Below are 13,667 nucleotides of genomic sequence, written 5' to 3' on the forward strand. Positions count from 1 at the left end.
GAGGGGCCGGATGTTCACGCTCGCCACGTGGTCCTCCACTATTCGATGGTCTTGGCCCGGGGTTTTCCCGGGCCGGGTTCACCAGGTGTTCGGCATTCGTCCGTACCCTCGCGCCGTCGTCGCGGGTGCCGACGCAGGGATTGTCCGCCTGCCACCTAGCACTCTATACGGGAGAGTGCTAGCACTCAAGGGGGGGTCGGTGCGTATTCGCCGACGGCGAAGTCGCACCCGCGGCCGCCACCTTGCGCCGAGGGTGCGCTCAGGTCGACTCCCCGGGCGAGACCCTCGATCTGAGCGAACTCCCGATGGGGGCCTGAGCCGGGTCGAACAGCAGGTGGTCGGACACCTCGCCGAGCATCTCCACATCCGCGATGCGCTCGGTGAAGTGCCAGCCCGACCCGGGGTCCCGGGCCAGCCGGTCGTAGTAGCGGCCCACCACGATCGGCTGCAGCGGCAACCGGTCGGTGGCCTGCACGACGCAGAAGGTGGACCGGGCGGTGGCGATGTCACCGTCGATCTCCACGATCGGGTTGAGCACGAGGTGGCGGGTCTTCGGCGTGCCGTCGTCGAACCGGCGGGTGGTCATGGCGAACACCGCGGCGATGTTCGCCGCGCCGCGCACCGCCGGCGTGCGCGGTCCGCCGAACGCCGCGTGTGCCAGCAGTTCGCCCACACCGGCGAAATCTCCGGCGTCGATCAGTTCGGCGTAGCGGTAGATCAACTGAAGGATCGCCTCCCGGTCGCTCACGCGACCTGCCCGCAAAGGATCGGTAGGCCCGGGTCCCCGGCCACGTCCAAGCCCGACGGCTCGGCGCCGGCGGCGACCAGGTGGGCGGCGAACGACGCGATCATGGCGCCATTGTCGGTGCACAGCCGCGGCCGCGGGACGCGCAAAGTCAGACCCGCTGCGGCGCAACGCTCTTCGGCCAATTCGCGCAGCCGGGAGTTGGCCGCCACCCCGCCGGCGACCAGCAGGGTGGGCACCCCGAGATCGGTGGCGGCCCGCACGGCCTTGGCGGTCAGCACGTCGGCTACGGCCTCCTGGAATCCGGCCGCGACGTCGGCGCGGCGGGCCTCGGGATGGGACTCGACGTAGCGCGCGACCGCGGTCTTGAGCCCGGAGAAACTGAAGGCGTAGGGGGCGTCGCGGGGGCCTGTCATTCCACGCGGGAACACGATGGCCTGCCGGTCGCCGGTGCGGGCCAGGTCGTCGAGCACCCGCCCGCCCGGATAACCCAGGCCGAGCAGTCGGGCCACCTTGTCGTAGGCCTCCCCCGCCGCGTCGTCGACGGTGCTGCCCAACTCCACGATCGGTTCGGCCAGCGAGCGCACGTGCAGCAGATGGGTATGGCCGCCGGACACCAGCAGTCCGACGCATTCCGGCAACCGACCGTGGTCGTAGACGTCGGCGGCCAGATGCCCGCCGAGGTGGTTGACCGCATAGAACGGCACGTTCCAGGCCGCGGCGTAGGCCTTGGCGGCGGCCACCCCGACCATCAGCGCGCCGGCCAGGCCGGGGCCGACGGTGACGGCCACCACGTCGGGCCGGTCGATACCGGCGACCTCCAGGGCACGCCGCATGGTGGGCACCAGCGCCTCCAGGTGCGCCCGGGATGCCACCTCGGGAACCACCCCGCCGAAGCGGGCGTGCTCATCGACGCTGGAGGCCACTTCGTCGGCCAGCAGTGTGACGGTGCCGTCGTCGGCAAGGGCGGCGATGCCGACTCCTGTTTCGTCACAGGAGGTTTCGATGGCCAGTATCGACCTGCTCACGCCGGGATCTCCCCCCGTCTCATGGTGTAGGCGTCGGCGCCGCTGGCGCGGTAGTACCGCTTGCGCACCCCGATGGTGACGAAGCCGAGGCTGCGGTACAACTCGATGGCGGGGTCGTTGTCGGTGCGGACCTCCAGGAACACCGCGGCGCCGGGCTCGACCGAGGACAGCAGTCGCTCCATCATGGCGCGGCCGATCCCGTGCCGCTGGTAGTCCGGGTCGACGCCGATGGTGTGGATCTCGTACTCGAACGGCGGGGTGCGCCCCAGCCGGGCGATCCCGGCGTAGCCGACGAGTTCGTCCTCCACCCGGGCGGCGACGTAGCGGTTGTGCCGGGCGGCCAGCTCCCGGACGAACACCGCCTGGGGCCACGGATCGTCGCCGCCGAACAGCAGGGATTCCAACTCCGCGCAGCGGGCGGCGTCGCCCCGGGTCAGTTCGCCGTAGACCACCCTCACCTGCTCAGGCCCCGTTCGGCCAGGGTCTTGGCGTCGGGCCGGCGCAGATACAGCGGTGCCGGTGCGGGCGGGTCGGCCGTCCAGTCCGCGACGGCGGCGACCAGACCGGCCGGATCGGGTCGCTGCGGTCCGGTGTGGGTCAGGTCGAAACGGGCGCACTGCTCGGTTGTTCCGGCCACCGATTCGACACCGCCTGTGCCGACGTCGCCCGCCGCGGCCACGCCGGGCCCCTCGACCCGAACGCCGTCGTGGTAGCGGGCCCAGTACACCTCCCGGCGGCGCGCGTCGGTGACCACCAGCACCGCACCTCTGGTCTGTCCGCCGACGGCGTCCAGCGAGCACACCCCGTGCACCGGCACGCCGAGGGCATGGCCGTAGGCCGCCGCGGTGGCCATCCCGACCCGCAGGCCGGTGAACGGGCCGGGACCGCAGCCGACCACCACCGCATCGAGATCGGCGAAATCCAGGTGTGAATCAGCCAGTGCGGCAACGATGTTCGGGGTCAGCAACTCGGCATGGGCGTGGGCGTCCACGGTGACCCGCTGGGCGAGGGTCTCGATGCGACCGTCGTCGTGGCGACGCACGACGCCGGCGATCACCGCCGGGGTGGCGGTGTCGACGGCCAGCACGGTCCGGGTCACGGGGTGTTCCACCGCCAGGTCGCGGTCCGGGTGTCGTCGGACCCGCGCCGCAGGTCGACACACAGGTGACGGTCGGAGAGCCGCTCAGCCAGTCCCGCGCCCCACTCCACCACCGCGACCGCCTCGTCCAGATCGGTGTCGAGGTCCAGAGAGTCCAGTTCGGCCTCCAGGTCCGGTGCGCCGTCGCCGAGCAGTCGGTACATGTCGACATGCACCATCGCCGGGCGGCCAGGCCTGCGGGCGCGGTGCACCCGGGCCAGGACGAAGGTCGGGGAGGTGACCGGGCCCTCGACGTCCATCCCCTGCGCTATTCCCTTGGCCAGCACCGTTTTCCCGGCTCCGAGCGGACCGGAGAGCACCACCACGTCACCGGCCCGCAGCGTTGCCCCCAACCGGGCGCCGAGGGCGATGGTGTCGGCGGCGGTGGGCAGGGAGGCCGCGCCGGCATCGAACAGGACCTCGGGGGGCGCCTCACTCAAACCGGTCTCGCATCCTCCGGGCGAACGCCACCAGCGGCGACGGCGTCGCCCGCTCCACCAGTCGCACCAGCGCGTCGTTGATCACCTCGGGCCGCTCCATCATCACCAGGTGCGCGGCGCCCGGTATGACCACCAACAGCGATTCCGGGAGCACGGCGGCCATCTCCTCGGAGTACTTGACCGGCGTCAGCAGGTCGCGGTCACCGCAGGCGATCAGGGTCGGAATGCCGGCCAGCACCGGCAGCGCGGCGGTCTCGTCGTGGACCTCCAGGGCGTGCAGGAACTCCACCAGGGTGTCGATCGAGGTGTCGTGGATCATCTCCTCGTTGAACGCCGCAACGCTGGGGCTGATCTCGTGGTCGCTGAATGCCGCCGTCCTGATGATCGGCCGCAGCATCGACCGGGTGGCGCCCCGGCCGCGGAGCACCAGGTCGGGCGCGTAGCGGGCGGCGAACCGGACCGCCTCCAGGGCGGGATTGCGCAGAATCTCCCCCAACGGTGAGCGGGCCACCCCCTCTGCGGCCGAGGCGATGATCGCCGCGCCGACGACGCGCCGGCCGTAGTGCCAGGGGAACTGCCGGGCATGGGAGAGCACCGTCATACCACCCATCGAGTGGCCCACCAGGACCACCGGCCCGCGCGGAACCATCACTTGCAGAACGGTTTCCAGATCCCGGCCGAGCTGTTCGACGGTGTATGTGTCGCAGGGGGCGGTCCCGGACTGGCCATGGCCGCGCTGGTCGTAGAACACCATCCGGACCTGTTCTCCCCACCGCTGCGCCAGCGCGGCGCGCTGGAAGTGGAACGAACCCATCCGCATGCAGAACCCGTGGGCGAACACCACGGTCAGTCCGGCGGTGACCGGCCCGACCTCGCGCACCACCAGCGGCACGCCGTCGGTGGTGGTGACCACGCAGCCGCGGTCGGCTTCCAGCAGGCGGAAGTCCTCGCCCTCGTAGGCGTCCCGGACGGCCTTGCGGTGCCGCCGCGACCGCGCGGCGGCCGCCCCGACCGCGCCGAGCCCGGCGACCCCGGCCATCAGGCCGACCCTCCCGACCGTCGAGGAGTCGGATTTGGCCGGCGGCAGGGCGAGGGGTCGGACCGCCCGGCGGCGGCGCAGTCGGAACCTGCGGGGCCTATCGGTGGGCATCGGTATCCGCCTCGAGGTAGGTGCGCCGAACCCTGCCGTGCAGACCGGTGACCACCTCGTAGTGGATGGTGTCGATTGCTTCGGCCCAGTCCTGGGCGGTCGATTCGCCGTCGGCGCCCGGCCCGAAGAGCACGGCACGATCGCCTTCGGCCACCCCGGTCGCCCCGGGACCGAGGTCGACCATGAACTGGTCCATGCAGATCCGGCCGACGCTGCGGCACAGCCGGCCGTTGATGAGGACGTCGATGCGGCCGCTGAGGGCTCGCGGGACACCGTCGGCGTAGCCCAGTGGGATCAGTGCCACGGTGGTGTCGCGGTCGGCGATCCAGGTGTGGCTGTAGGAGACCCCGTCCCCGGCGCGCACCGCCTTGACCATCGCCACCGGACAGCTCAGCGTCATGGCCGGCCGCAGTCCCATGCCGCCGCGGTCGGGTACCGGGTCGAGCCCGTAGACCGCGATGCCGGGGCGGACCATGTCGAAGGCCAGGTCGGGCCGGGTCATCGCCGACGGCGAGTTGGACAGGTGCGCCACCTCGTAGTCGACGCCGCGGCGGCGCGCCTCGGCGAGTATCGCGGTGAACCGTTGTGCCTGAAGGTCGTTGACCGGATTGTCCGGTTCATCGGCGCAGGCGAGATGGGACATGATGCCGCGCACCCGCACCGCGCCGTCGGCGGCGGCGCGGCGCACTACGTCGAGGACGCCGGGGTAGTCGTCGGCGCCGACCCCGTTGCGGTTGAGCCCGGTGTCCACCTTGAGGGTGAGCACCGCGGGACGCCCGGTGCGCCGCACCGCGTCGAGGACGGCGTCGACCTGGCCGGACGAGGAGATGCCTATCCCGACGTCGGCTGCCAGGGCCGGCGCGAAGTCGGTGCCCGGCGGGTGCAGCCAGGCCAGCACCGGGGCGGTGATGCCGTCCCGGCGCAGTGCTAGTGCCTCGTCGATGGTGGCCACCCCGAGTTCGGCGGCGCCGGCCGCCACGGCGGCCCGGGCCACCTGGGAGGCGCCGTGCCCGTAGCCGTCGGCCTTGACGACCGCCATGACCTGGGCCGGTCCGGCCAAATCGGACAGGACCCGCACGTTGTCGGCGATCGCCGAGAGGTCGATGATCGCCTCGCCGTTGACCGCGGCTGCGGCCGGGGGCGTCGGGGGCGTCAACGGCGTGGTCTGCATGGTCATGTCACCTGGTCCCGATTGTCCCAGACGCGTCAGGGGGCGAAGTGCTTCCCCCGCCCCGCCGTCAGTGCGCGAAATGTTCCTGGGTGAAGTGGCCCTCCGGTTGTATCGCGTCGAGGTGGTCGAGCACGGCGTGCAGGTCCTCCCACAGCGAGCGGGCCAGGTCGGCGGAAAAGCCCTCCCGGACCACCACCCGCAGCACCGACACGTCGGTCGCGCCGTCGGGCATCGTGTAGGCCGGCACCTGCCACCCGTAGGACCGCAGCCCCGCGGACACGTCGAACTCGGTGTAGCCCCAGCCCCCGGCAGGGCGACCCGAGTCACCGGAGAGCTTGAAGGCCACCACCGGGATCTTCGAGCCGTCGGCGATCACGTCGAAGTGCCGGGACTTGGCCAGCTGATCGGAGAACCACCGGGCGGTGCCCGACAGGGTCTGCATCACGTGGGTGTAGCCGGCGCGTCCCAGGCGCAGGAAGTTGTAGTACTGACCGACCACCTGGTTGCCGGGACGGGAGAAGTTGAGCGTGAAGGTCGGCATGTTCCCGCCGAGGTAGTTGACCCGGAAGATCAGGTCCTCGGGAAGGTGATCGGCGTTGCGCCACACCACGAATCCGATACCGGGATAGGTCAGCCCGTACTTGTGGCCGCTGACGTTGATCGACACCACCCGGGGCAGGCGGAAGTCCCACTTGAGGTCGGGATGCAGGAACGGGACCACGAACCCGCCGCTGGCGGCGTCGACATGCACCGGCACGTCCAGGCCGGTCTTCTTCTGCAGCTTGTCCAGGGCGGCGCAGATCTCGGCGATCGGCTCCAGTTCACCGGTGTAGGTGGTGCCCACGATCCCCACCACACCGATGGTGTCCTCGTCGACGGCTGCGACGACCTGCTCGGGGGTGATGACGTAGCGGTCCTCCGCCATCGGCAGGTAGCGCGGTTCGACCTCGAAGTAGCGGCAGAACTTCTCCCACACCACCTGGACGTTGGAACCCATCACCAGGTTCGGGGTGCGGTTCTTCCAGCCGTTGCCGTCCTTGCCGCCGACGCGCTCCTTCCACCGCCACTTCAGCGCCAGGCCGCCCAGCATCACCGCCTCCGAGGATCCGACGGTGGACACGCCGATCGCGCTGGCGGCGTCGTCGTCGCGCAGGTTCTCGGCGTGGAAGAGGTCGGCGACCATTGCCACACAACGGGATTCGATCGCAGCGGTGGCCGGGTACTCGTCCTTGTCGATCATGTTCTTGTCGAACGTCTCGGCCATCAGACGTTCGGCCTCGGGGTCCATCCAGGTGGTGACGAAGGTGGCCAGGTTGAGCCGGGAACTGCCGTCGAGCATCAGTTCGTCGTGGATGAACCGGTAGGCCGCGGCGGGCTCCATGGCCTCGTCGGGCAGCCGCAGCGACGGGACGGGGTCGGTGGACAGCCGGCCGGTGTAGGCCGGCGCGATCGACGGTGACCGGTACTTGACGTGCGGCATGGTGCCTCCTGATCGGTTACAGCGCGGCGAGGGCGGAGCGGATATGGGACAGGATGCGCGACGCCGACGTCGGCACCGGCGTCGGCCCCGGTTCGGCGGCCGAGGCGTTGGCGGCGCGGGCGTGCACGAACGCCGCCGCGGCGGCGGCCCGCCCGGGCGGGAGGCCCCCGGCCAGCAGCGCGCCGATGACGCCGGACAGCACGTCCCCGGAACCGGCGGTGGCCGCCCAGGCGCCGCCGGCCGGATTCAGGAACGCGCGGCCCGCGGGTTCGGCGATGACGGTGACGTTGCCCTTCAGCAGCACGGTGGCGCCCAGTCGCCCGGCCAGTCGGCGGGCGGCCGACACCCGGTCGTCGCCCACCGGCCCGAGGCCGAACCGCTCGTACTCCCCGGCGTGCGGGGTCAGCACGGTGGGGGCCGCCCGGTCGGCGAGCAGGTGCGGGTGGGCGGCCAGCAGGGTCAGCCCGTCGGCGTCGACGATGACCGGCAGGTCGCCGCCCAGCGCGAACCTCAGCGCGGCCAGTGCCTCCTCGCCGGTGCCCAGGCCCGGGCCGACGCACCAGGCCTGCACCCGGCCGGCCGCCGCCGCGTCGGGCGCGGCCACGACCTCCGGCCAGTGCGACACCACCTGGGCGGCCGCGGCGCCGGCATAGCGGACCATCCCCGAGGTCGCGGCGACCGCTGCACCGGTGCACAGGATCGCCGCGCCCGGATAGGCCGCCGACCCGGCCAGGATTCCCACCACCCCCTGGGTGTACTTGTCGTCGCGCGGGCCCGGCACCGGCCAGGCGGCCCTGACGTCGGCGGCCTCCAGACCGGCCAGGTCGGTGTCGGGGAGGTCCAGGCCGATGTCGACCAGTTCCACCCGCCCGCAGTCGGCCAGCGCGTGCACCGGCTTGAGCCCGCCGAAGGTGACGGTCACCGCGGCCTGCACGGCCGGTCCGGTGATAGCCCCGGTGTGCACGTCGATGCCACTGGGGATGTCCACGGCGACCACCGGGACACCGGCGGCCCGCACCGCGGCGAAGACCTCCGCGGCCGCCGGCCGCAACGGGCCGGTGCCGGAGATTCCGACCACGCCGTCGATCACCAGATCGGCGCCCGCAGGCGGGGCCTGCACCACCCGGCCGCCGGCCGCCCGGAACGCGGCCAGGGCGGCGGGGTGGGTGCGTTCCGGGTCGAGCAGGATCGCCGACGCCCCGGCCCCCCGGCGGCGCAGGAACGTCGCCGCCCACAGTGCGTCACCGCCGTTGTCGCCGGAGCCGACGACCGCGCACACCGACCGGCCGGCCACCCCGCCGGTGCGGCGGCGCAATTCGGCGGCTATCGACGTCGCCAGCCCGCCGGCGGCGCGGCGCATCAACGCGCCGCCTGGCAGGGCGGCCAGCAGGGGCGCCTCCGCGGACCGGATCTGATCGGCCGTGTAGAAGTGCCGCATCGGGCTTATTCGACGGTGACGGACTTGGCCAGGTTCCGCGGCTTGTCCACGTCGTAGCCGCGGGCCAGGGCGACCGCGGCGGCGAAGGCCTGAAGCGGAACGGTGGACAGCAGGGGCTGGAAAAGCGTTGAGACCGCGGGGATCTCAAACATGTGGTCGGCGTAGGGCCGGACGGTGTCGTCACCTTCCTCGGCGATCACGATGGTGACCGCGCCACGGGCCTGGATCTCCCGGATGTTGGAGAGCAGCTTCGAGTGCAGCATCGCGGCGTTCTTCGGCGAGGGCATCACGACGATGACCGGCAGGCCCTCCTCGATCAGCGCGATCGGCCCGTGCTTGAGTTCGCCTGCGGCGAAGCCCTCGGCATGCATGTAGGCCAGTTCCTTGAGCTTGAGCGCACCCTCGAGTGCCACCGGGTAGCCCACGTGGCGGCCCAGGAACAGCACCGCCGAGGAGTCGGCGTAGCGGCGGCCCAACTCGGCGGCGGTGTCCAGACGGCCGAGCACGGCGGCGATCAGCGCCGGCATCGACTCCAGTTCGCGGAACTCCCGTTCCACCTCGTCGGGGTACTTGGTGCCGCGGGCCTGAGCCAGTGCCAGGCCGACGAGGTAGTTCGCGGCGACCTGGGCGAGGAAAGTCTTGGTGGCCGCGACGCCGATCTCCGGCCCGGCGCGGGTGTAGAGGACGGCGTCGGCCTCGCGCGGTATCTGGCTGCCGTTGGTGTTGCAGACGGCCAGGATCTTGGCCTTCTGGGTCTTGGCGTGACGCACCGCCTCGAGGGTGTCGGCGGTCTCCCCGGACTGCGAGATGGCGATCACCAGGGTGCCGCGGTCCAGAACCGGGTCGCGGTAACGGAATTCGCTGGCCAACTCGACCTCCACCGGCAGGCGGGTCCAGTGCTCGATGGCGTACTTGGCCAGCAACCCGGAGTGGTAGGCGGTGCCGCACGCCACGATGAACACCTTGTCGACTTCGCGCAGATCCTGATCCGAGAGGCGCTGCTCGTCGAGCACGATCCGGCCGTCGCTGAAATGGCCGAGCAGGGTGTCGGACACGGCGTCGGGCTGCTCGGCCATCTCCTTGAGCATGAAGTAGTCGTAGCCGCCCTTCTCGGCGGCCGACAGGTCCCAGTCGATGTGAAAGGGCCGGGCGTGGGCGGCCTGGTCGTTGCCGTCGAAGTCCATGATCCGGTAGCCGTCGGCGGTGATCACCACCGCCTGGTCCTGGCCGAGTTCGACTGCCTCGCGGGTGAATTCGATGAACGCAGCGACATCGGATCCCAGGAACATCTCGCCCTCGCCGATGCCGACCACCAGCGGGGTGGACCGGCGTGCCGCGACGATGGTTCCCGGATCTGCGGCATGGGAGAACACCAGCGTGAAATGACCCTCCAGCCGGCGCAGCACGGCCAGCGCCGAACCGACGAAGTCCCCGGCCGTCGCGCCGTGCCGGTAGGCGCGGGCGACCAGGTGCACCGCCACCTCGGTGTCGGTGTCGCTGGCGAACTCGACGCCGGCGGCCTCCAGTTCGGCGCGAAGCACGGCGAAGTTCTCGATGATGCCGTTGTGCACGACGGCGAACTCCCCGGCGGCGTCGCGGTGCGGATGGGCGTTGCGGTCGGTGGGCCGGCCGTGGGTGGCCCACCGGGTGTGCCCGATGCCGGCGGTTCCGGTCAGACCCGCCGGATCGGCCTCGGCGAGCGCGGCCTCGAGATTGGCCAGCCGGCCGGCGCGGCGCCGGACGGTCAGCCCGCCGGCGCCGTCGAGAAGTGCCAGGCCGGCGGAGTCGTAGCCCCGGTACTCCATCCGGCGCAGAGCGTCGACGATGACGCCGCAGGCAGGGCGGTGCCCGACGTAGGCCACTATTCCGCACATCGGCTCCAGAGTAGTCCAGCCCACCGCGGCCGCCACTCGGCTACGGTCGGGGGATGGCCCGGATCAAGAAGGTGTTCCACGCCGTGACCCGGCACGGTCCCCACCAGGTGCTGCGCGGCGACCTGAATTTCGCCGGCGTCCCGGGGGTGCTGTACACCCCCGCCGAAGGCTTTGACCTGCCCGGGATCGCCTTCGGCCACGACTGGCTGGCCGGCGCCGAAGACTACGCCGGGACCCTGGAGCATCTGGCCAGCTGGGGCATCGTCGCGGCCGCCCCGAACACCCAGCGCGGGCCGGTGCCGTCGGCGCTGACGTTCTCCCGCGATCTGACCGACACCCTCGAGGTCATCTCCGGGGTGCGTTTGGGCTCCGGAGCGATCAGCGTCGATCCCGCCAGACTCGGACTGGCCGGTCACGGCTTCGGCGCCGCGGCGGCCGTGCTGGCTGCGGCGGGCCCGGCCGAGGTGGCCGCGGTGGCGGCGGTGTTCCCGTCGGTGACCAAGCCGTCGGCCGAGGCCGCCGCGGCGACCCTGACCGTCCCCGGCCTGGTGCTGGCCACCCCCGACGACGCCAGGTCCCTGCGGACCGACGCCCTCGAGGTGGCGGCCGGCTGGGACGGCGCTGTGCTTCGCGTCGTCGACGAGGCGCATTCCGCCGGCCTGGCCGAGAAACGCCGGCTCACCGGGCTCCTCGGTTTCCCCGGTTCCAGTGGCGGCACCCAGAAGACGGTCCGGGCACTGCTCACCGGTTTCCTGCTGTTCCACCTGACCGGCGACAAAGGCTGCCGGGAGTTCGCCGATCCCGAGGCCGAGTTGCCGCACACCAGCAGGCCGGATCCCGAGGCCCCGCCGGTGACGGCCGAAGATCGGATCGTCGCCCTGTTCCGCTAGCGTTCGCTGACATGCGCTCCGGCATTTTCCTGTCCTACGCGGGCGGCTTCAAAGAAACCGCCGAGCAGGTGGTCACCCTGGAGAAGCAGGGCGTGGACCTGGTTCTGGTGGCCGAGGCGTACTCCTTCGACGCGGTCAGCCAGTTGGGGTATCTGGCGGCCAAGACGTCGACCATCGAACTCGGATCCGGGGTGGTGCCGATCTACACCCGGACCCCGACACTGCTGGCGATGACGGCGGCCGGACTGGACTACGTCTCCGACGGCCGGTTCCGGTTGGGGATCGGCACCTCGGGGCCACAGGTGATGGAGGGGTTCCACGGCGTCGCCTTCGACGCCCCACTCGGCCGCACCCGGGAGGTCGTGGAGATCTGCCGGGAGGTGTGGCGCCGGGAACGGCTGGACCACCAGGGGCGGCACTACCAGATACCGCTGCCCCCGGATCGTGGAACCGGGCTGGGCAAGGCTCTCAAGATCATCAATCAACCCGTGCGCGAACGGATTCCGATACACATCGCCGCACTGGGCCCCAGGAACGTCGAACTGACCGCGGAGATCGCCGAGGGCTGGCAACCGGTCTTCTTCCTGCCCGAGCGTGCCGACCGGGTGTGGGGCGAGGCGCTGCGCGCCGGAAGAGCCAAGCGGGACGGGAGCCTCGGGGAGCTCGATGTCATGGTCGGTGTGTCCCTGGCCATCGGCGATGACGTCGAGGACCGGCTGCAGTGGGCCAAACCCCAACTTGCGCTGTACATCGGCGGCATGGGCGCCAAGGGCCGCAACTTCTACCACGATGTGGCCACCCGCTACGGGTTCGGCGACGTGGCCGACCGTATCCAGGAGCTGTACCTGTCCGGTCGCAAAGCCGAGGCGATAGCCGCGGTGCCCGACGAACTGGTGCGCGGCGTGTCGCTGATCGGCCCGCCGGGCTACGTCAGGGAACGTATCGCCGCGTTCGCCGAGGCCGGGGTGACCACCCTGCTGGCAAGCCCGCTGGCCGCCGACGGCGCTGAGTACGTCGGTTTCGTGGAGCGGTTCCGGCAGCTGCTGGACTGAGCGCTCACCGGCCCACCTGCGGGAGTTCGTCCGCGGCGATCTCGCAGGGAGTCCGGGGGTCGGCGGGCCGCGACGGCTGCGCCGGCGGCTCGGCCTCGGGTGGGCGCTCCGCCGCCAGCAGCGGCGGAACCGGAATCGGTGCCACCGATACCGGTGCGCTCGGATCTCGTCCGAGCACGCTGCCCCCGGCGGGTGCCTCCGGCACCACGCTTGGGACCACCAGCGGAACCGGCCTGAGCGCTCCCGGCTCAACGGTCACCACTCCTGGGCTTGATGAGCTCATGGAGCGCAACCGTCAGCAGCAGGCCGCCGCTGCCGCCAGCAACGGTGGGGCCAACGGCCTCGCGGCTGGCTCCAACACGGCTGTCGGCGCACCGTCGGGTGGCACCGCTCCTCAGGGCGCCTCTCGTTCCTTCAACAACGGCGGTTTGGGCTCGTCCACCACTGCGGCCAGTGGCGCCACCACCGGAAGCGGCCTTGGGACCGGCACGCCGACAGGCGCGACGGGCAACACCGCGACGTCGACAACTGGCGGTTTCGGACCGAACGGACTCACCAGCGCCAGCGGCGGTTCTTCGACGACCGGTACTGGCACTGGCTCTGCCTCGACCACCACGAACGGCGGAACTGGTTCGGCCACGAGCTCGAACACCGGCTCGAACACCGGCTCGAACACCGGCTCGAACACTGGCTCGAACACTGGCTCGAACACTGGCGCAAGCACCGGCTCGACCCCGCGCTCCACCACCACGGCCTCCAACACGGCCTCCAACACGGCTGGTTCGTCTTCTGGCTCGACCTACCTGGTCCAGAAGGGCGACACGATGCAGACCATCGCCAAGTCGCAGCTGGGTTCCACCAACAAGTGGCAGTTGATCGCCAAGGCCAATCCCACGGTGGATCCCACCCGCATGAAGATTGGTACCAAGCTGGTGATCCCCGCGGTGAACGGCACGGTCTCGGGTGAGACGACCATCGCTTCCACTGGCAGCACCGGATCGAGCGCCTCCACCAAGACGGCATCGTCCTCGAACACCCGCGGCACCGGCAACACCGCTACGGCGTCCGCCAGCGGCGGCACGCATACGGTCGCCAAGGGCGAGACGCTCTCCTCGATCGCCAAGAAGTACTACGGCGATTCGAAGCTCTGGAAGTCGATCGCCAGCGCCAACCCCAAGATCAACCCCAACAGCCTGGCGGTCGGCGACAAGCTCACCATCCCCGCCAAGTCGGTGGTGGTCAGCGGCGGCAACGTCGAGCG

Annotated in this window: 15 protein-coding genes; 3 read left to right on the forward strand and 12 right to left on the reverse strand. The window is 71.2% G+C overall.

From position 1 onward, the window contains the following. Window positions 1–259: 259 nt before the first annotated feature. From ADBZ5U_RS09310 to glmS, 10 genes are all read right to left on the reverse strand, one after another. Entirely contained in the window at window positions 260–748 is a 489-nt protein-coding gene (locus ADBZ5U_RS09310; protein ID WP_526264663.1) for a nuclear transport factor 2 family protein, read from the reverse strand. Continuing rightward, window positions 745–1,773, reverse strand: a complete 1,029-nt coding sequence (tsaD, locus tag ADBZ5U_RS09315) for a tRNA (adenosine(37)-N6)-threonylcarbamoyltransferase complex transferase subunit TsaD (RefSeq protein ID WP_526264665.1) — start codon at window positions 1,771–1,773, stop codon at window positions 745–747. Before tsaD ends, ADBZ5U_RS09310 begins: the two co-directional genes overlap by 4 nt. Further along, entirely contained in the window at window positions 1,770–2,231 is a 462-nt protein-coding gene (gene rimI, locus ADBZ5U_RS09320) for a ribosomal protein S18-alanine N-acetyltransferase (protein WP_526264667.1), read from the reverse strand. Before rimI ends, tsaD begins: the two co-directional genes overlap by 4 nt. Then, window positions 2,228–2,872, reverse strand: coding sequence for a tRNA (adenosine(37)-N6)-threonylcarbamoyltransferase complex dimerization subunit type 1 TsaB (tsaB, locus tag ADBZ5U_RS09325; RefSeq protein WP_526264669.1), 645 nt, complete (start codon window positions 2,870–2,872; stop codon window positions 2,228–2,230). Before tsaB ends, rimI begins: the two co-directional genes overlap by 4 nt. Next, window positions 2,869–3,351 carry a tRNA (adenosine(37)-N6)-threonylcarbamoyltransferase complex ATPase subunit type 1 TsaE gene (gene tsaE / locus ADBZ5U_RS09330; RefSeq protein WP_526264671.1) on the reverse strand — a complete coding sequence of 161 codons (483 nt, stop codon included), beginning with the start codon at window positions 3,349–3,351 and terminating at the stop codon, window positions 2,869–2,871. The genes tsaB and tsaE overlap by 4 nt, the downstream gene beginning before the upstream one ends. Continuing rightward, complete coding sequence (locus ADBZ5U_RS09335) at window positions 3,344–4,390, reverse strand: alpha/beta fold hydrolase (protein WP_526264690.1); 1,047 nt, start codon at window positions 4,388–4,390, stop codon at window positions 3,344–3,346. The genes tsaE and ADBZ5U_RS09335 overlap by 8 nt, the downstream gene beginning before the upstream one ends. A 97-nt stretch (window positions 4,391–4,487) precedes the next feature. Further along, window positions 4,488–5,672, reverse strand: a complete 1,185-nt coding sequence (alr, locus tag ADBZ5U_RS09340) for an alanine racemase (protein ID WP_526264692.1) — start codon at window positions 5,670–5,672, stop codon at window positions 4,488–4,490. Between the two features lie 67 nt (window positions 5,673–5,739). Then, window positions 5,740–7,152: a glutamate decarboxylase gene (gene gad, locus ADBZ5U_RS09345; protein ID WP_526264673.1), complete on the reverse strand. Its 1,413-nt coding sequence runs from the start codon at window positions 7,150–7,152 to the stop codon at window positions 5,740–5,742. 16 nt (window positions 7,153–7,168) lie between these two features. Continuing rightward, complete coding sequence (locus tag ADBZ5U_RS09350) at window positions 7,169–8,590, reverse strand: NAD(P)H-hydrate dehydratase (protein WP_526264675.1); 1,422 nt, start codon at window positions 8,588–8,590, stop codon at window positions 7,169–7,171. 5 nt (window positions 8,591–8,595) lie between these two features. Next, window positions 8,596–10,464, reverse strand: coding sequence for a glutamine--fructose-6-phosphate transaminase (isomerizing) (gene glmS, locus ADBZ5U_RS09355; protein WP_526264678.1), 1,869 nt, complete (start codon window positions 10,462–10,464; stop codon window positions 8,596–8,598). A gap of 53 nt (window positions 10,465–10,517) precedes the next feature. On the opposite strand from glmS, the gene ADBZ5U_RS09360 reads away from it, so the two are divergent. Together ADBZ5U_RS09360 and ADBZ5U_RS09365 are read left to right on the forward strand one after the other, a co-directional pair. Continuing rightward, entirely contained in the window at window positions 10,518–11,354 is an 837-nt protein-coding gene (locus tag ADBZ5U_RS09360; RefSeq protein ID WP_526264680.1) for a hypothetical protein, read from the forward strand. A gap of 11 nt (window positions 11,355–11,365) precedes the next feature. Beyond that, a complete protein-coding gene (locus ADBZ5U_RS09365; RefSeq protein ID WP_526264682.1) occupies window positions 11,366–12,406 on the forward strand; it encodes an LLM class F420-dependent oxidoreductase in 1,041 nt (346 codons plus the stop codon). Window positions 12,407–12,410: 4 nt separating this feature from the next. Here ADBZ5U_RS09365 and ADBZ5U_RS09370 read toward each other — a convergent pair whose 3' ends face one another. Beyond that, entirely contained in the window at window positions 12,411–12,689 is a 279-nt protein-coding gene (locus ADBZ5U_RS09370; protein WP_526264684.1) for a hypothetical protein, read from the reverse strand. A gap of 111 nt (window positions 12,690–12,800) precedes the next feature. Continuing rightward, window positions 12,801–13,181, reverse strand: coding sequence for a hypothetical protein (locus tag ADBZ5U_RS09375; protein ID WP_526264686.1), 381 nt, complete (start codon window positions 13,179–13,181; stop codon window positions 12,801–12,803). Between the two features lie 49 nt (window positions 13,182–13,230). Between ADBZ5U_RS09375 and ADBZ5U_RS09380 the strand changes: the two genes are divergently transcribed. After that, window positions 13,231–13,667: LysM peptidoglycan-binding domain-containing protein (locus ADBZ5U_RS09380; RefSeq protein WP_526264688.1), on the forward strand; the 437-nt coding region annotated here is incomplete at its 3' end.

The organism is Mycobacterium sp., assembly GCF_040398885.1.
GTDB lineage: Bacteria > Actinomycetota > Actinomycetes > Mycobacteriales > Mycobacteriaceae > Mycobacterium.

Coding starts and splice junctions, on each gene's coding strand:
- ADBZ5U_RS09335 (WP_526264690.1), bottom strand. CDS start 4,390: ATGGCCGGGGTCGCCGGGCTCGGCGCGGTCGGGGCGGCCGCCGCGCGG.
- ADBZ5U_RS09365 (WP_526264682.1), top strand. CDS start 11,366: ATGCGCTCCGGCATTTTCCTGTCCTACGCGGGCGGCTTCAAAGAAACC.
- ADBZ5U_RS09370 (WP_526264684.1), bottom strand. CDS start 12,689: ATGAGCTCATCAAGCCCAGGAGTGGTGACCGTTGAGCCGGGAGCGCTC.
- alr (WP_526264692.1), bottom strand. CDS start 5,672: ATGCAGACCACGCCGTTGACGCCCCCGACGCCCCCGGCCGCAGCCGCG.
- ADBZ5U_RS09360 (WP_526264680.1), top strand. CDS start 10,518: ATGGCCCGGATCAAGAAGGTGTTCCACGCCGTGACCCGGCACGGTCCC.
- ADBZ5U_RS09350 (WP_526264675.1), bottom strand. CDS start 8,590: ATGCGGCACTTCTACACGGCCGATCAGATCCGGTCCGCGGAGGCGCCC.
- glmS (WP_526264678.1), bottom strand. CDS start 10,464: ATGTGCGGAATAGTGGCCTACGTCGGGCACCGCCCTGCCTGCGGCGTC.
- gad (WP_526264673.1), bottom strand. CDS start 7,152: ATGCCGCACGTCAAGTACCGGTCACCGTCGATCGCGCCGGCCTACACC.